This is a genomic window from Gluconobacter sp. GP1 (assembly GCF_032913585.1).
GTDB lineage: Bacteria > Pseudomonadota > Alphaproteobacteria > Acetobacterales > Acetobacteraceae > Gluconobacter > Gluconobacter cerinus.
The window spans coordinates 232,204-248,532 of sequence record NZ_JASGXC010000002.1; the positions used below are offsets into that span (position 1 = coordinate 232,204).

General features: G+C 59.2%; 20 protein-coding genes. 9 read left to right on the top strand and 11 right to left on the bottom strand.

Annotated features, from left to right (window positions below; genetic code table 11):
* Window positions 1–26: 26 nt before the first annotated feature.
* The 9 genes from R5H23_RS05635 to ccmC form a co-directional block, all read right to left on the bottom strand.
* Window positions 27–1,433 carry a class II fumarate hydratase gene (locus tag R5H23_RS05635; RefSeq protein ID WP_317214773.1) on the bottom strand — a complete coding sequence of 469 codons (1,407 nt, stop codon included), beginning with the start codon at window positions 1,431–1,433 and terminating at the stop codon, window positions 27–29.
* Window positions 1,434–1,630: 197 nt separating this feature from the next.
* Window positions 1,631–1,915: a hypothetical protein gene (locus tag R5H23_RS05640; protein ID WP_046899971.1), complete on the bottom strand. Its 285-nt coding sequence runs from the start codon at window positions 1,913–1,915 to the stop codon at window positions 1,631–1,633.
* Window positions 1,912–2,652: a c-type cytochrome biogenesis protein CcmI gene (gene ccmI / locus R5H23_RS05645; protein ID WP_317214774.1), complete on the bottom strand. Its 741-nt coding sequence runs from the start codon at window positions 2,650–2,652 to the stop codon at window positions 1,912–1,914. The genes R5H23_RS05640 and ccmI overlap by 4 nt, the downstream gene beginning before the upstream one ends.
* 4 nt (window positions 2,653–2,656) lie before the next feature.
* The gene (locus R5H23_RS05650; RefSeq protein WP_317214775.1) at window positions 2,657–3,118 is read right to left on the bottom strand and encodes a cytochrome c-type biogenesis protein; all 462 of its coding nucleotides are present in this window, start codon (window positions 3,116–3,118) and stop codon (window positions 2,657–2,659) included.
* Window positions 3,115–3,669, bottom strand: coding sequence for a DsbE family thiol:disulfide interchange protein (locus R5H23_RS05655; protein WP_046899968.1), 555 nt, complete (start codon window positions 3,667–3,669; stop codon window positions 3,115–3,117). Before R5H23_RS05655 ends, R5H23_RS05650 begins: the two co-directional genes overlap by 4 nt.
* 12 nt (window positions 3,670–3,681) lie before the next feature.
* Entirely contained in the window at window positions 3,682–5,661 is a 1,980-nt protein-coding gene (locus R5H23_RS05660; RefSeq protein WP_215768405.1) for a heme lyase CcmF/NrfE family subunit, read from the bottom strand.
* Window positions 5,662–5,669: 8 nt separating this feature from the next.
* Window positions 5,670–6,173 (bottom strand): cytochrome c maturation protein CcmE, encoded by a 504-nt coding sequence (ccmE, locus tag R5H23_RS05665; protein ID WP_064273832.1) that lies wholly within the window; start codon window positions 6,171–6,173, stop codon window positions 5,670–5,672.
* Window positions 6,170–6,337: a heme exporter protein CcmD gene (locus tag R5H23_RS05670; RefSeq protein WP_143412318.1), complete on the bottom strand. Its 168-nt coding sequence runs from the start codon at window positions 6,335–6,337 to the stop codon at window positions 6,170–6,172. The genes ccmE and R5H23_RS05670 overlap by 4 nt, the downstream gene beginning before the upstream one ends.
* Window positions 6,334–7,095 (bottom strand): heme ABC transporter permease CcmC, encoded by a 762-nt coding sequence (gene ccmC, locus R5H23_RS05675; protein WP_203548383.1) that lies wholly within the window; start codon window positions 7,093–7,095, stop codon window positions 6,334–6,336. The genes R5H23_RS05670 and ccmC overlap by 4 nt, the downstream gene beginning before the upstream one ends.
* A 148-nt stretch (window positions 7,096–7,243) precedes the next feature.
* Here ccmC and R5H23_RS05680 point away from each other — a divergent pair, with 148 nt between their 5' ends.
* Complete coding sequence (locus tag R5H23_RS05680; protein ID WP_099210702.1) at window positions 7,244–7,660, top strand: EVE domain-containing protein; 417 nt, start codon at window positions 7,244–7,246, stop codon at window positions 7,658–7,660.
* A gap of 15 nt (window positions 7,661–7,675) precedes the next feature.
* Here the strand turns inward: R5H23_RS05680 and R5H23_RS05685 are convergent, their stop codons facing one another.
* Window positions 7,676–8,191: a hypothetical protein gene (locus tag R5H23_RS05685; protein ID WP_099210700.1), complete on the bottom strand. Its 516-nt coding sequence runs from the start codon at window positions 8,189–8,191 to the stop codon at window positions 7,676–7,678.
* Window positions 8,192–8,311: 120 nt separating this feature from the next.
* On the opposite strand from R5H23_RS05685, the gene R5H23_RS05690 reads away from it, so the two are divergent.
* Together R5H23_RS05690 and R5H23_RS05695 are read left to right on the top strand one after the other, a co-directional pair.
* Complete coding sequence (locus R5H23_RS05690; protein WP_215768406.1) at window positions 8,312–9,145, top strand: EcsC family protein; 834 nt, start codon at window positions 8,312–8,314, stop codon at window positions 9,143–9,145.
* A gap of 31 nt (window positions 9,146–9,176) precedes the next feature.
* Entirely contained in the window at window positions 9,177–9,569 is a 393-nt protein-coding gene (locus tag R5H23_RS05695) for an MAPEG family protein (protein ID WP_317214777.1), read from the top strand.
* Between the two features lie 3 nt (window positions 9,570–9,572).
* Here the strand turns inward: R5H23_RS05695 and R5H23_RS05700 are convergent, their stop codons facing one another.
* Window positions 9,573–9,740 (bottom strand): hypothetical protein, encoded by a 168-nt coding sequence (locus R5H23_RS05700; protein WP_157091174.1) that lies wholly within the window; start codon window positions 9,738–9,740, stop codon window positions 9,573–9,575.
* 92 nt (window positions 9,741–9,832) lie between these two features.
* On the opposite strand from R5H23_RS05700, the gene aat reads away from it, so the two are divergent.
* The 6 genes from aat to R5H23_RS05730 all read left to right on the top strand — a co-directional run bounded on the left by aat (window position 9,833) and on the right by R5H23_RS05730 (window position 16,309).
* Window positions 9,833–10,492 (top strand): leucyl/phenylalanyl-tRNA--protein transferase, encoded by a 660-nt coding sequence (gene aat, locus R5H23_RS05705; protein ID WP_317214778.1) that lies wholly within the window; start codon window positions 9,833–9,835, stop codon window positions 10,490–10,492.
* Entirely contained in the window at window positions 10,492–11,370 is an 879-nt protein-coding gene (locus R5H23_RS05710; RefSeq protein WP_317214780.1) for a hypothetical protein, read from the top strand. The genes aat and R5H23_RS05710 overlap by 1 nt, the downstream gene beginning before the upstream one ends.
* Window positions 11,367–11,939 carry a hypothetical protein gene (locus R5H23_RS05715; RefSeq protein WP_317214781.1) on the top strand — a complete coding sequence of 191 codons (573 nt, stop codon included), beginning with the start codon at window positions 11,367–11,369 and terminating at the stop codon, window positions 11,937–11,939. Before R5H23_RS05710 ends, R5H23_RS05715 begins: the two co-directional genes overlap by 4 nt.
* Before the next feature lie 142 nt (window positions 11,940–12,081).
* Window positions 12,082–12,468 carry a hypothetical protein gene (locus R5H23_RS05720; protein ID WP_046899957.1) on the top strand — a complete coding sequence of 129 codons (387 nt, stop codon included), beginning with the start codon at window positions 12,082–12,084 and terminating at the stop codon, window positions 12,466–12,468.
* A 60-nt stretch (window positions 12,469–12,528) separates the two neighbouring features.
* Complete coding sequence (gene bcp, locus R5H23_RS05725) at window positions 12,529–13,014, top strand: thioredoxin-dependent thiol peroxidase (protein WP_086634387.1); 486 nt, start codon at window positions 12,529–12,531, stop codon at window positions 13,012–13,014.
* A gap of 64 nt (window positions 13,015–13,078) precedes the next feature.
* Entirely contained in the window at window positions 13,079–16,309 is a 3,231-nt protein-coding gene (locus R5H23_RS05730; RefSeq protein ID WP_317214782.1) for a DUF3971 domain-containing protein, read from the top strand.
* Window positions 16,310–16,329 lie beyond the last annotated feature (20 nt).

A 16,329-nucleotide genomic window follows, 5' to 3' on the forward strand; every position in this document is an offset into this window, starting at 1 on the left:
CGTCATGCGGGGCCGGTATTGTCTTGTTACTGGCCCTGAGGCGCCTTGATGTTGGGAGACAGCATCAGCCGCGGATTGGCAACGCGATCATAGTCATCGGCTGTCATGAAGCCCAGTTCCAGAGCAGCTTCCTTCGGGCTCAGGTTCTTTTCCATCGCATGATGGGCGACCTGTGCGGCCTTGTCGTATCCAATGGCGGGAGAAAGCGCCGTAACAAGAACGAGGGAGCGGTCCAGATCCTGCTTCAGTTTGTCTTCGTTAGCGCGAATACCTTCGACTAGATGCTGACGGAAGTTCTCTGACCCATCATGAAGAAGCGTGATGCCCTGCATGATGTTGTGGATCATGAGTGGCTTGTACACGTTCATATCGATCATGCCGGACGCGCCACCCAGGCCAACTGCCACATCATTGCTCATGACCTGCAGGGCCAGCATGGACAGGGCTTCAGCCTGTGTTGGGTTGATTTTGCCAGGCATGATGGAAGAGCCCGGCTCGTTTTCTGGCAGCAGCAGTTCGCCGAAACCAGCACGAGGGCCGCAGGCCAGGAGGCGGATGTCATTGGCGATTTTGAACAGGCTTCCCGCCGCAGTCCGCAGGCAACCCGACAGGTGGACCAGTGCATCGTGCGCGCCCTGAAGGGCGAATTTGTTTTCGCCAGCCGTGAAGCCCAGTTGCGTCAGATGCGCGATTTCTCCGCAGGCGCGGGTGTCAAATCCGGGATCTGTATTAACGCCAGTGCCGAGCGCCGTTCCGCCAAGAGCCAGTGGAAGGAGGCCATCACGGGCCGCTTCAAGGCGTGCGATATTGTCTGTCAGCATCCCGGCATAGCCATGCCATTCCTGACCAAGCGTAATGGGGACAGCATCCTGAAGATGCGTGCGGCCAACCTTGACCAGATCCTTCCATTCTTCAGCTTTGGCAGCGATGGCATCCCTCAGTCTGGTGAGGGCAGGGATAAGGCGGCGATGTACACCCAGAACAGCCGCAATGTGCATGGCGGTTGGGAAGTTGCAGTTGGTGGACTGCGCCATGTTGACGTGGTCGTTCGGGTGCAACGGTATCTTGCTACCCAGCGGCTGACCCGTGAGCTGACTGGCCCGGTTTGCGATGACTTCATTGACGTTCATGTTGAATTGCGTGCCAGAGCCCGTCATCCAGACATGGAGCGGGAACATCCGGTTATGCTGCCCGGTCATTATCTCATCGCAGACGGTATGGATCAGATCGGCGCGATCCTGGGACAGTCGACCACTGGCTGCATTGGCCGAGGCGCAGGCGCGCTTCATGATCGCATAAGCCTCGATCATTTCCTGCGGCATCAGTTCGCGGCCGATGCTGAAATATTTCAGGGAGCGCTGTGTCTGAGCGCCCCACAGAACATCATCAGCAACTTCGATCTGGCCCATGCCATCGGTTTCAATACGGCTCATGCGGTCTGGAGCTTTCCTGCAGGACGGAGTTCATGCCTGCGCGGAAACTATCCCAGAAGGATCAGGGGGAAAACAGGGGAAGGGGTGCAGATGAGGCTGGGCGCGTGAAAAACGTTCCCCAGCATTGTCGACGCAGACAATCAGCAGATGGCGCTTCCGCTTGAAGCACAGACAACTGCTGACTGAGATGTCGGCCTTTAACGGCCGAGCCAGCGATCCCCACCGAAGCGATTGTGGGAGAACAGAAAACCCGCGCAAAGACCTGCGGCCGCAAAGACGATCGTCCATAGGGAGATCGGGAGGAGCATGGTCGAAACGGCTGAAAGCAGAACCATCCCTGCGAAGGCACAGATGGCGGATTCGATCATCCGGGGCCCGAAATGACGTTCAGCACCGCAATTCGGACAGTGCTCTGCGGTCGACCGGATTTTTTGCCGGCAGACCGGACAGATTGTGACGGCTGTGGAAAGGGGTTCCATCATTGGCCGTGATTCTCCTCATGTTCACCGACGGCGATCCGCGCTTCCACAGCCAGGCGCCATTGCGCATCAGCCGGGGCGGCCACCAGGGCACGGCGATACAGATCAAGACTGCTCGCGGAAATGTGCCCGTCCTTCTGGGTCTGGAGTTCCGCGAGCTGGATTGCAAGCTCTGGAGTGAAATGAATGTCCAGAGCGGACTTCCAGTCAGCGATAGCTTCTGAGGTCAGGCCAGCGCGCGCCTCGATCTGACCCAGCAGGACATGACCTGTCTCGTAAGTCGGATTGTCCTTTGGAATCGTGGCGACCTGCGCTTGAAGCTTCTGGATCATGACCATGGCTTTAGCGTCTGGCTTGACCTGACGGGCGCTTAGAGGCTGTGGCGGCAGGGACGGGTGCCCGTTCACGATATACAACGCAAATGCTGCAACCGGGATGCCAAGACCAACGGCGAGAACGGGGAGAAACCGCTTCGAGCGGGTCGTTGTGTCTTTCAGGTCTGGTGTGGCGGAAGATTCGTCAGCAGCCAGAAGCCTCCGCTGGACCTCGATGCGGGCTGCCCCGTATTCATCTCCGTTGACGAGACCCAGATCCCGGTCCCGATCGAGTTCGGCGAGCTGGCCGCGATAGAGCGTCAAAGCAGAGTCCCGCGCGTCCACGCGGCGGCGGAGGCGGCGGAGGCCATAAAGGGCCGGTAGCAGCGTGATAGCTGCAACACTCAGGATTCCCAACCAGAACAAGACTTTACTCCCGGCCCGACAGGGCATCCAGGCGTGCACGCTCATCATCCGAGAGCGGCACAGGTGTAACGATGCGACGCCTCGTCGCACGCCACGCAATAACAAGACCGGCCATCAAAGCCAGAGCAGGCATCAGCCAGAGCAGGGCTGTGGACCATGAAAACTGGGGAGCCAGACGGATGAATTCGCCATAGCGATCTCCCATCCAGTCCATGATCTGCTGGTCAGACTTCCCCGCCGCGACCTGCTCGCGAACAACTTTGCGCAGATCGCGGGCGAGCGGTGCACTGCTGTCTTCGATGCTCTCATTCTGACAGACGAGGCAGCGGAGGTGAGCACCGATGGCTTCCGCACGCTTTTCCTGCACTGGATTGGGGAGCATTTCTGACGGGTCATCAACAGCGAGAGCGATGCCGCCTCCCGCCAGTGCCATAGCGAGCAGCAGGCCAAACAGACGTTTCGTCATAGTCCTGCAAGCCTCGGCCGAATTTCCGCGTCATAGATTTGCGGATCGAGAGCAGCACTGCCATGCCAGAGAATCCGGCCGCCGGGGGCGACAAGAAAGCTCTCCGGAACGCCTGTTACACCCCAGTCGATCGCGACGCGGCCATGTCTGTCAGAAGCTACGCGGGCATAAGGCGTGCCATCACGTTGAACAAAGGCGCTCGCGTTTTCCGGCTTGTCTTCATACGCGATGCCCCAGATGGGCATATTGCGGGAAATGGATCGCAGCCCAGGCATCTCCTGAACGCAGGGAATGCACCAGGACGCAAAGAAATTTACTAGAACCGGGCGTGTTTCAGCCTTCAGTTCCTTATCGGTGAAGCCGTCGCCCAGTCCGGGCAGACCTGGCATGGCAAATTCAGGAATAGGGCGGCCAACATTCGGGTTTTTGATGGCCCGCGGGTCAAAGCCGCCGCTTTCCATTCCTTGCAGCATTTTCCAGAACCCGACGCCCAGAACGCCAGCGCCAACAATCGGAAGGGCCGTCAGGAGGCCGCGTCGTGTTGCATTCATGCGTGTCTCTCCTCAGGCTTTGGCCATGGTCCGTGCGGCAGACCGCTTCGGTGCGCCAACGCGCAGACGACGATCCGAGAGCGAGAACGCTCCGCCGATGGCCATAACAAGCCCGCCAAGCCACATCCACGGGGCAAGCGGGTTCTTGTGCAGACGTAGCACATAGGTCGCATCGGCGCCCGTTCCGTGCCGGTCTCCCACGACGCCATAAAGATCCGTGATGAAGTTCGTATGGATCGCGACTTCCGTTGTGGTCTGGTTCTGTGTGGTGAAGTCCCGCTTTTCCGGATGCAGCATCGTGACCAGTTTGCCGTTATGGCGTACGGCAATATCTGCCTGCATCGCGCGGTAATTCGGTCCGGCATAGTCATGAACGTTGACGAGCGTCCAGTCATCACCGGCAAGGCTGCGGGTCTCGCCAACATGGATCTCTACGATCGCATGCTGGGCACCAGACATTCCACACAGACCCAGCACGGTAATGCCGGCACCGATATGTGCCAGCGCTGCTCCCCAGCTTGAGCGGGGAAGGCTCTTGGCGCGCGCCAGCATGTCACTGCGGCTGGAATGACCAAGGCCAATGCGGCGCAGAACATCCGTAACGGAGGCCGCCATGACCCAGATCGCCAGAGCGCCACAGGCGATGGGCAATGCTCCTGAGAACTTCCAGAAACACAGGACCAGGCCGATAGCCGCGAGAATGGCTGCAACAAACAGATGGGAGAATGTTCGTGCCAGTTGCGCCCGTTTCCACGGAAGCGCTGTTCCGACGCCCATGGCCAGAAGGAGCGGAATTGTGAGCGGGATGGTTGCCGCATCGAAGAAGGGCTTGCCCACTGAAATGGTGCGCCCTGCCAGAAGCTGCATGAATGGCGGGTACATCGTGCCTGTCACAACAACCGCACAGATCGAGCACAGCAGGATATTGTTCAGAACGAGCGAGCCTTCTCGCGAGACAGGCGAGAACAGGCCGCCAGATGTCAAAGACGGTGCGCGCCATGCAAAGAGCGCGAGTGAACCGCCGATAACCAGAGCCAGAAGTGCCAGAATGAACACGCCACGGGCCGGATCATTCGCGAAGGCATGGACTGAATTCAGAATACCTGAGCGGACAAGGAATGTGCCAGACAGGGAGAATGAGAATGTCGCAATAGCCAGCAGAACCGTCCAGATTTTCAGACCCTCGCGCTTTTCTACGACGATGGCGGAATGGACGAGTGCGGTTCCGGTCAGCCACGGAATGAGCGAAGCGTTCTCAACCGGGTCCCAGAACCAGTAGCCGCCCCAACCCAGCACATAATAAGACCACCAGGACCCAAGTGCGATGCCGCAGGTCAGGAAGCACCAGGCCGCTACGGCCCAAGGGCGAACCCAGCGGCCCCAGGCGGCATCCACCCGGCCTTCAAGCAAAGCAGCAACGGCAAACGCAAATGGGACGGCAAAGCCAACATAGCCCGTGTAGAGAATGGGCGGATGGAAGGCGAGGCCGGGGTCCTGAAGCAGGGGGTTCATGCCCTGACCATCCATGGGAGCCGGAAAAACACGGTCGAATGGGTCGGAGGTCAGGAGGCAGAACAGCTGGAACCCGGCTGAAACGCCGCCAAGAATGGCCAGAACACGGCCACGGAGAATGTCCGGGAGATTGCGTCCAAATGTCGATACGGCTGCGCCGCAGACGCCGAGGATCAGGGTCCAGAGCAGAACGGACCCTTCATGGTTTCCCCACACACCCGTGATTTTATACAACAGCGGTTTGGAGGCAGCGGAGTTTGCCGCGACATTCTGGACGGAGAAATCATCCCGAACGGCGCACATGATCAGGCTGAAGAAAGAGATGGCCAGAGCGAAAAGCTGTGAAACGGCGAGAAATGGCGCCATGGCGACAAGGCGAGCATTGCGCTTGTGAGCGCCCCAGAGGGGAACGACAAACTGAATGAGTGCGAGAACGCAGGCGAGGGCCAGGGCAAAATGGCCCTGTTCTGGTCCAAACATTATGGCGTTCAGCCTCCGGTTTTCTTGGCTGTCATGGTGTCCCAGCTTGCCGCATCAGGGGCTTTACCAAAGCGTGGGTCCCACTTGCCGGTACGCTTCAGTTCTTCGGCCACTTCTTTGGGCATGTAAGTCTCGTCATGCTTGGCGAGCACTTCGCTGGCCGTGAAACCGCCATCCTTCTGTACCGTGCCTAGTGCCACGACGCTCTGGCCTTCGCGGAAAAGGTCAGGAAGGATGCCGGTGTAGTGTACTTCGACTGAAGCCTGACCATCCGTCACGTTGAAGGAGTTTACCGGGGCATCGTGTTCCGTGATGCGGTGCAGTGAGCCCGCAACGACCATTCCGCCCAAGCGGATCGTGCGATCAGGCGCTGGAGGGTGGGCCTTGACCTGAGACGGGGCCATAAAGAACACGATGTTGGACGAGAAGGCCCTCAGCGTCAGGGCTGCCGCGGAACTGATGCAGGCGAGGCAGGCGATGACAATCCACAGGCGACGTGTCTTGCGGGTCATGATGCAGAGCTTTCACGGTGGCGGAGCTGGCTTTCGACAGCCGCCAGCCGGGCTTTGGCACGGCGCAGGCGCAAAGCCGCGCCAATACCGAGAACCAGCGAGCAGCCGATGGTGAGACCATAAGCTGCGGCGATATAGGGCCAGTGATTGGGAAGGTGCATCATGCTGCGGACCTGTCCGGACGGTTGAGCCTGGAGCGTGCCATCAGCTGACGCGCGCGGCTCTCGTGGATTGCGGCACTCAGCCGGGCGAAAATGACAGCGGCGACACCAAGTGTGAAGCCGATGGTTGTGATGAGGAGCGGCCAGAGCATTGTCATGGACATGGTCGGTGCACCGGTCAGCGTGATGCTGTCCGGCTGATGCAGCGTATTCCACCATTGGACGCTGAACTTGATGATCGGCAGATCGATGGCGCCGGCCAGTGCCAGAATGGCAGCGGCGCGCTGCCCGCGGGCAGGTTCATCGAAGGCCCGGATCAGGGCGATGTGCCCTAAATATAGAAAAAACAGCACGAGCACCGACGTTAGGCGCGCGTCCCATACCCACCAGGTGCCCCACATCGGCTGTCCCCAGAGGGAACCTGTGACGAGGCAAAGAGCGGCTGCGCAGGCGCCGACCGGGCCAATTTCGATGGCGGCGAGATCCGCCAGCGGATGCCGCCATACGAGCGAGAGAAGCCCGCAGACTGCGAGACCGAGGTAGCAGGAGGATGCAAGCCAGGCCATCGGGACATGCACATACATGATCCGGACTGTCTCGCCTTGTTGCCAGTCAGCGGGAGCGAAGAACAGGCCCCAGACAATGCCGACGGTCAGGAAGATGATCGCACCTGTGGATAGCCACGGCTGAAGCGCACGGGCCAGACGCAGGAATTGCCCCGGATTGGCATAACGATGGAGCAGATTGGGCGTAGGGCGCACGGGAACTCTCAACTCGGAGAAATATTTCTACTTGAAATAGTCCGAACCCCACGCATTCGGAAGGGGCGCATTGTCCCATTGTTCCTATGACTGTTATCACGTTTCACGGAAATGAGCGCGAAATGGGAACTTTCCGCAGGAGAAAGACGTGGCGTACTGGCTGATAAAATCCGAACCCGAAGCCTTTTCGTGGAATGAACAGGTTCGTAATGACATCGAACCATGGACCGGCGTTCGCAACTATCAGGCGCGGAACAATCTTGCGGCCATGAAGACGGATGACTTAGCGTTTTTCTATCACTCGGTGAGCGAAAAGCAGATCGTTGGTGTCGTCAGGGTCGTGAAAGAGGCTTATCCGGACCCGACCGCGGACGATCCGCGTTGGGTTTGCGTGGATGTGAAGGCGAATGGTGCTTTCACGACTCCGGTAACCCTGGCTCAGATCAAGGCAGATCCGGCTCTGGAAGAGATGGCTCTTCTCAGGCAATCCCGCCTTTCTGTCGCTCCGGTGACGGAGCAGGAGTTCCGGCATTTGACGAAAATCGGCGGGTGGGTCCGCGCCTGACGGACCCGTTCCCGGTCAGTGAATGTCTGACGCATCCCCGTTGACGAGAACATTGGTCTGCCCGTTAGACGGGTGCCCAGCGTAGGTGAGGGGAAGATCTTCGCTGTGATAGGGCGCCGTAACGGGGGCGTTGAACTTCACCGGCATACCGAAAATGCTGAAGTGGGACGGCAGGTTGTTTGTGCCGTTGGTTTTCTGCTCAGCATTGGTGCCCGGCATGCCGACAGGAAGGTGCGTCCGCACTTCACCGCTGAAATTTGCGAGTCTTTCCTCGGAGTCTTCCACGGCAACATAGCCGTGCGGCGGCGGCGGCGCTCCACCGTCGGGTAGTGCAACCTGCTGGGCCGGCGTCAGGTTCTTCTCTGGCGGGTTGTTCAGCTGATGCGCCGTTGACGGCGGGATCTGTGGCAGATCGGCTGTACTGTGGCTACGATGGGCATGATGTGGAGCGGACAGAGCCGGTGTGGCTGCTGTCACAAGGAGGCTGGCTACCAGCGGGGCAGACAGGATCCAGCGGGAAAATGTTTTCATAATATGTCCTTCTCCACACCCGGCCGGGGCACCCGTCAAGCAGGGGGCTTTCGTGATGCGATATGAAACCTGCTATCGGGTAAACGGTTTCAGGTCTTACGAACAGGAGTTTTGATCGTCATGACCGTAGAGAATGGCTCGCAGCTTCCGAGTAGCGAATTTGCATCACTGGCGCTGGACGGGGACTCGTTGGCCCAGCTTCAGTCCGTGCTGGAACGCGTCGAACAGGGGCGTGGTGTCCTTGTCCGTCTGGCGGACCTGATGGGAGGAGCCGTCGGGCAGGCTGCGCGACTCGGGATGAAAGGTCTCGGCCTTGCGCCCACAGTGCAACAGAAAATTCAGAAGACGGCTGAAATCGCGATTGAACGTGCTTTCAATATTGCGATTGTCGGGATCAAGAATGACGTCCCGCTCGTTCGTGAGCCGTGGCGTGAGAATGCCGGGCAGGCTGCTGTTGCCGTATCGGGCGCCGTCGGTGGTTTTGGTGGAATTTTTGGACTGGCCCCTGACGTCGGGTTCACAACCCTGACCATCATGCGGGAAATCGCGCGGATTGCCCGTGAAGAGGGTGAAGACCTGCGTGATGAGGGAACACGCCGCGCGTGCCTTGAAGTGTTTGCACTCAAAACTTTTCCTGCCCGTCAGGAAGAGGAAGATGGGGAGCTCGGGTTCTTCTCAGCGCGTGCTTTGCTGCGTGGACGCCCGGTCGTGATGCTGATTTCCGAAGTGGCCTCTCATTATGGAATTGGCCTGTCGCGGAAGTTCGCGTTGCAGATGGTTCCTGTTGCAGGTGCGCTGTGTGGTGCTTCGCTTAACGCTGCCTTCCTCGCCCATTATCGCGCACTTGCGCGGGCACATTTCACGATCCGTCGTCTGGAGCGCACTCACGGTCGCGCTGTTCACGAAGCTGCCGTGGACATCCGCTCAGGTGCCGCATCGGAAACCTTTTCCTGATTTTTCAGGACGCTGAACGAAAGCTGGAAATATGATGCCGAGCAGTCTTGTCTGGCTGAGTTTCACATTGGTTCTGGCTGTCGTGCAGCTGTTTCTGACATCAGCGGCCTGCCGCAGGCAGGATGGTGTGCAGTGGGCCACGAGTAACCGGGATGGCGAAGCCCCGCGATACACAGGCGTTGCCGCCAGAATGCGGCGGGCACAGGCAAATTTTCAGGAGACGCTCCCGATCTTTATCGGGGCAGTCCTTGTGGCCCATGTGGCTGGTCGGGACGGAGGTCTGGTGACCTGGGGAGCAGGCCTCTACTTCCTGGGGCGACTGGCTTATATTCCAGCCTATGCCCTGGGTCTGGGAAGCATCCGCAGTCTGATCTGGGGTGTGTCTATGATCGGGCTGTTTCTGGTTCTGGGCGGACTGATCTGACGATCAGCTTCGCTTGGGGCGAAGGCGCCAGAAGTCCAGTAGGCCCCAGAACACAATTCCTGCAAAACAGATTTTGACGAGTGCCATCAGCAGGCCGTCAGCTTCAGGGAGCAGGAAGCGTGCGAGCCCGAGCGGAATCAGACAGATCAGATAAACAAACGCTATAGGCAATGCAGTACTCCATCGAGATTGGAGTACTATGTACCACATCCGGGTACAGAAAGGTGAATAATCCCCCATGTGCGACGCGAAGCAGAAACCGGATGTCTGACATTACGCCTGAAATCCTGCTGGATGCTTACGCCTCGGGGATTTTCCCGATGGCCCCTGATCGGGACAGTGACGAGCTCAGCTGGTATTTTCCAGAGGAGCGTGGAGTACTTCCGCTCGACGCAATGATTGTTCCCCGAAAACTGATGCGTACGATCCGGTCCGGCAAGGTTCAGGTTACATCGGATCGGGCCTTTGGAGATGTTATGCTCGCCTGTGCAGACCCTGCGCCGGGCCGGGAGGAAACATGGATCAGCCCGAAAATCTGTGACCTTTATGGCGCTCTGCATCAGCGTGGTTTTGCACATTCGATCGAAGTCTGGGACGACAGTGCCCTGGTCGGGGGGCTGTATGGCGTTGCCCTTAGCGGAGCATTTTTCGGGGAGAGCATGTTTTCCCGCCAGCGCGATGTTTCCAAGATTGCATTGGTTCATCTCGTTGCAGGATTGCGAAAGGGAGGGTATCGCCTTCTGGATACGCAATATACCACTCCCCATCTGACAACGCTTGGGGGCATCGGTATCCCGGCGGCAGATTATCTGGCGCTGCTGAACCAGGCTTTGACTGTCCGTGCCATCTGGCCGGATGATTTCAGTCTGCACGCCCTGCGCGATGACATCGCGTCTCTGCGCCCACATCCAGGAGAATCCTGATGATTTCATTCCTCCGGCGGCATCAGTCTGCTCTTCTCACCGGCCTGCTTCTCGCAGGCAGTGGCGGATCGGCTCTCGCTGATGACCATCCGAGACTGGCGCCCGCGCGTGATGCGACCGTGACCTATCACCTGTCTGCTCCGGCATCTCAGGGCGGCGATGTGAAGGTCTATTTCTCAGGCTCGGGTGATCTGCTGCGGATCGACTCAGCGGATGGGCAAGGCATCACGATTCTGGACCGGCCGGGGCAGGTCGTGACGCTCGTAATGGTGCCGCGCAAACTGTACGCACATATTCGTCCCCAGCACGGACTGCATAATCCGTTCATGCTGGATCTGGGCATGAAGTACACCAAGGGCGGTAAAGAGACGATTGCCGGGGCCGTTTGTGATCATTGGGATATCCAGACAGCCCATGGCAAAGCTTCGGCCTGCGTGACGGATGATGGTGTCATTCTCGCCGAGGATGGTGTGGATGCCGATGGTGCCTCGGGCTCTATCCGCGCTGTAAGCCTGTCCTATGGGGATCTCCCTACCGCGACGTTCCAGCCCCCGGCTGGTTTCCAGGAAATTACGCCCCGCACGGCGTCTCGCCGTCAGGGGGGAGCCAGCAATCAGGCGAACACACTAACGCCGTCTCCTGTGCCGGAAGGTGGGGCTGCAGGCGATTCCAGTGTGCAGACGCCGGGTCATATTGCGGCAGAAGGTACTCCTGCCGAAACGTCAGGTCCTGCGGCTCCAACGCTTTTGCCCGGGCAGGTTGCGCCGTCACAGGATACAACCCAGCCATCTGTTCCTAATGATTCGGCTGGCGACGGAACGGTCTCATCGCCGGATCAGCCGCCAAGCGGACCAGTAAACGGTGGCATGAAAGAATGAAGCGTATTTCTCTGGCCGCCGCCTTTACCTTGGCTGTTCTCGTAGTCGGCGCAGCGAACGCTGCTGACACCATGACAGCCCCCTTTGTCACACCGATGCACGATGCGGATATCGATTACGTCATGGTGGGGCCGGGAGGGCAGCATCTGCACCAGCGGATGCGTTGGAACTCGCAGATGTGGCGTCAGCGCGTTGATCCGGAAGGGGCCGCAACGGTCATGCTGACGGATTACCGGCTTCATCGTCTGATGGTTCTGGATACGGCTCTGAAAACTGCCACGGTCACCGAGGCGCCGGGCGAATCGTTTTCCGCTCCGGGAACACCTGCGCCAGGGGCGTGGAAACAGGTCGGTCCGGCCACAATTGCTGGGGAGCCGTGCGTCATCTGGGAAGCTGCGGACACCGACAACAAGCCCACAGACTTCTGTTACACGGCGGATGGTCTGCTGCTCGGCGCGACCCAGAGCGGACGGCTTGTGGTACAGGCTGCCTTGGTAAATCGATCGTCTCAGTCAGCAGAACTCTTTGATCCACCAGCTGGTTATCACCGGATTGACCCGAAGCACTGAGAGCGGCGGGCAATAGTCATAATTTGAGAAAATCTTGCCATGATTGTTGCCTTTTCCTGCCATTTTCGTGTGGCAGATTTCTTCTCACAGGACGGACAGGATCTCTTCTGATCCCCCGTCTGACGTAATGAGGAGATTTGCCATGCGTCGCATCACCCGTGCAGTCCTTCTGGCTGCGCCCCTGCTGATCGGCACGGCAGTAGTTGCCCCGAATGCCGTAGTTCCCGCCGCTGAAGCTCATTGGCATGGCGGATATGGCGGCCCCGGATACGGTGGCCCAGGGCGTGGATATTATGGCCCGGGACCGGGCTGGCATCGTGGCGGTCATCGTGGAAATACCGGTGCCGTCGTCGGTGGCATTTTAGGCGGTCTGGCGATCGGTGCCGTTGGTGGCGCCATGCTGAGCAACTCTTATGGGCCGCCACCGCCGCCGGTCGTGTACGCCCCGCCGCCACGTGTGGTTTATGCGCCACCGCCGCCGGTCGTCTATGCTCCGCCGCCGCCAGTTGTGGTTTATCCGCAATACTGAGCCCTTTTTACCCTTCGTCCGCCTTGATCGGGCGAAGGGTGTCAGGCAATCATGGTGCCTATGACAGATCATGCTCTTCAGGTGGGCGACCAGGCCCCTGCGTTTTCGCTTCCCGTCTCGGGAGGCGGTACCGTCAGCAGCGATGCGCTGAAGGGTAAGCCATATCTGCTTTATTTCTATCCGAAAGCTGACACGCCCGGCTGTACGACGCAGGCCTGCTCCATTCAGGAGAACCTGCCGTCTTTTGACAGTGAAGGCCTCACCATTATCGGTGTCAGCCCGGACGCCGTCTCGAAAATCGAGCGCTTCGCTGCAAAGTACTCACTGACGTTCCCGTTGGCGTCGGATGAAGACCATGTGGTGGCTGAGGCCTATGGTACGTGGGTTGAGAAATCCATGTATGGCCGCACCTATATGGGTATGGAACGCAGTTCCTTTCTGGTGGATGGGAGCGGCGTAATCCGTCACATCTGGCGCAAAGTTAAGCCTGCTGAGCACTCTGCCCTCGTGGCAGAAGCGTTCCGGAGCCTGACCTCAGGGGCCTGAGAGCCTCTCCAGCCATCTCTTTCACAGACAGGGAGAACGCCGGAGGCTTCCCGGCAAACCAGTCATGGCCCTGCCTGATCCTTACACACCCGGCCCGTTTCATTTGCCCCGTCATCTGCATGTTGCACGGTGGGCCTGCATTGCCTTTGTCGCTCCTGTCGCCGTGGCCGGGGCGCTGTCGGCTGTCCTGTTGTGGAAGTTGGCGCATGGGCCGGTCGATATCACTGCGGTTTCACGTCTCATTGAGCCGGTGTCTGTTGTCGCAGGCAAAAAGCCGGGGCATCCCGCCGGGCGCCTTTCGTGGTCCCGGCTGCGTGTTCAGTGGCAACCAAGCTCCGGCGGCATTTCTGCGGGGCTGATGCTTGAAGCGCGCGGGCTGACGGTTGCCCGGCTGGATGGCACGCCTGCCGAACAGGCTGGTGAGGCTGATACGGTTCTGGCACTTGCCCCACTTCTGCACGGCATCATCGCCCCGCGCAGATTGCGCCTGCAGGATGTCACGCTGGTTCTGCGTCGTCAGCCGAATGGTGATGTCGATCTGGATCTGCCATCCCAGAAACACGGCGGCCGTGGTGTTCCGACACAGATGGATCGACTGGCGGCCCTGGACCTCAAGAACGTTAGCATTACGCTGCTGGGGCTTCCCAATGGGCAACGACTTTTATTAGGGCCGATTGCAGCACACGCGCAGCGGCTTAAAGTCGCTGCTGCGGCTCATGATTACCTATGGAATGGTTGGTGGCGCAGTTCCGTGCGCGTTGGATCATTTCAGACGCTTCTGACGGCAAAAGGCGGGCAGACCTCCGCGACCACTGGTCAGTGGCATTTGACGTCCACGACGTTCCGACCGTCCGGGTTGAATATGTTCGCCCCGGCTCTGGCGGCATGGGACGTCCCGCTGACCATTGGCGCGGACATTCATGTCGTGCCTCATGGCATGGGAGAGCTTCCCGCCAGCATTGAGATGCAGGTTGCGCTTGGAGCTGGGCATGTTGCGCAGAAAGAGGCGCTGCCCGTTGATCTGCGTGACGGCAAAGCATCCCTTCATCTGGTTATGGCAAAACCTGGGACAGAGGGGGCCGCAAGACTTTCCGTTCCTGACTGTTCGCTGACGCTTGCTGATACCAATAATGCCCTGACGCACCTTCATGCGACCGCTGATCTGACCGTCGATGATCTCCAGCATATTCACGTGCTGGATGGAGATGCGACGGCCAGTCTTGATGGGTTTGATTTTGCGACGCTCGGGAGCGTTTGGCCTGCTGGTATCATCAGGGGCGGCCGGAAGTGGATCGCTGCTAACATCACCAGCGGGCAGGGCCGAGACCTTATGGTCCGAACCCATCTTCATACGAGCGATGGGCTGTCGCACATTCTGCCGACCAGTATGGATGGTCAGTTGCTCGGCCATGACCTGACGGTGCACTGGCTGCGGCCTGTGCCGCCCGCGACGGGGATTGATGCACGTCTCGGATTTGATGGATTTGATACGCTGGTTCTTGATCTGGAGCATGGTCAGCAGGCCACGCCAGATGGAAACATCAGCATCCCTGACGGTCAGGTGCGCATTGGCAATCTGTATGAGAAAGGTCCGACGACAGGGGACATCAAAACCCATCTTCAGGGATCGGTCGCAGCCTTTCGGGATATTCTCTCTCACCCTAGGCTGCATCTTCTGTCACGGCATCCGCTGCCGTTCACGGAGCCTTCCGGGACTATTGATGCGGAGGCTCGGCTAACGCTGCCGCTGACGGCGCGTCTCAAAAACAGTGACATTCATGTTCAGGCCAAAGCCTCATTCGCCAACGTGCATCTGGGCAATGTTCTGATGGGGCGGCCTGTTGATGGAGCGTCCGGCACACTGGGGGCGACGGAAAACGGCCTGAACCTGACAGGGGACGGGCGGTTGTCGGGCATCCCTGTCCATGTCGCGCTGGATGAAAATTTCCAGCAGGGAGCGCCGGGACGTGTGTTGCAGGATATTCGTGCAACGGCGCTTCTGGATCCCCTGTCTGCAGTGAAGTCGCACCTTGTGCCGGCGGGTTTGTTCACGGGGCAGGCCACGCTTTCAGCGCATTACATTGAGCATGCTGATACGCTTGCGGATCTTGCTCTTTCCCTGAACATGGAAAAGGCCGGAATTACTGTTCCGGTCTGGACCAAGCCTGAAGGTGAGGCAGCTGTCGCGTCTGCCCATATTGGCTTTCGGGGCCATGACATGGTGGCGCTGGATGGGTTGCAGGCGCATGGTCAGACGCTTTCTGTCGCAGGTCGCGGCGTAACGCAGGCCGGACGTTTAAGCAGCATCATTATTGAAGGATTCCGTCTGGGCCGAAGCGAAGGTGACGCCCAGATTACCTTACCGAGGGAGCCGTCCGCTCCCATTCAGATCGCTCTGGATGCTGATCCGCTGGATCTTGCGCCACTCTTCGATCCGGCCTCGCGCAAGGCTGCCCGGGATGCGGCAGAAGCTGCGTCACGCGAAGCAGGGAGCCCTGCCGCCGACAAGACCTCCGGTGTCGGAGACGCCTGGTCCATCGATCTGCACGCCCCGCGGGTCTATTTTGGTCCTAAAGGGCTGGTTGGGGGCGTCATGTCGCATATTGAGCTGCGAAACGGCAGCCTGACATCCGGGCGATTTGCACTGGATGCCCCGTCGCGTGTGAGGGCCATTCTGGCAGACACAGGCCGGAGGCAGCCCTTCGTTCTGGATGTGGACAATCTGGGAGCACTGCTGAAAGGGCTGGGCTTATATGATCGGATCGGCGGCGGCGCGGCACATCTGGATGGGAATTTCCTGCGCGAGAAAGCTGGCACGTCGGGCCTTGGGCTGGGACTTCCGCCCTTCCGGGGGCAGCTGGAAATCGGGCCGTTCCAGTTCCTGCAGCCGCCCTTTACCCTGACAGCCGTTTCCGATCTTTCCCCGCTTCACTGGTCGCAAAGCCGCACGGATCGTTTCAGCGTAAGCCACGTGTCCACGAAGATTGCTCTGGAAGGGCGAAAGCTCGTTCTGCGCGATGGAACAATCGGGAATCAGGCGCTTGGCGCCACTGTAGAAGGGCCGGTGGATCTGGATACGTCAGCATTGGCTCTGCATGGCACTATTGTGCCACTCTTTGGCCTGAACGCGCTGCCGGGGAAGCTGCCGGGGATCGGGCATATTCTGGCGCCAGAGAAGGGCGGCGGTGTCTTGGCCGCGACATTTGATGTGACGGGTGTTGTTGGTCAGCCTGAGTTGACCGTCAATCCGCTTTCCATGCTTCTTCCTGGAGCTTTACGGAAAATTCTCCAGTAGGCGCTCTTCCTTAAAGTCAC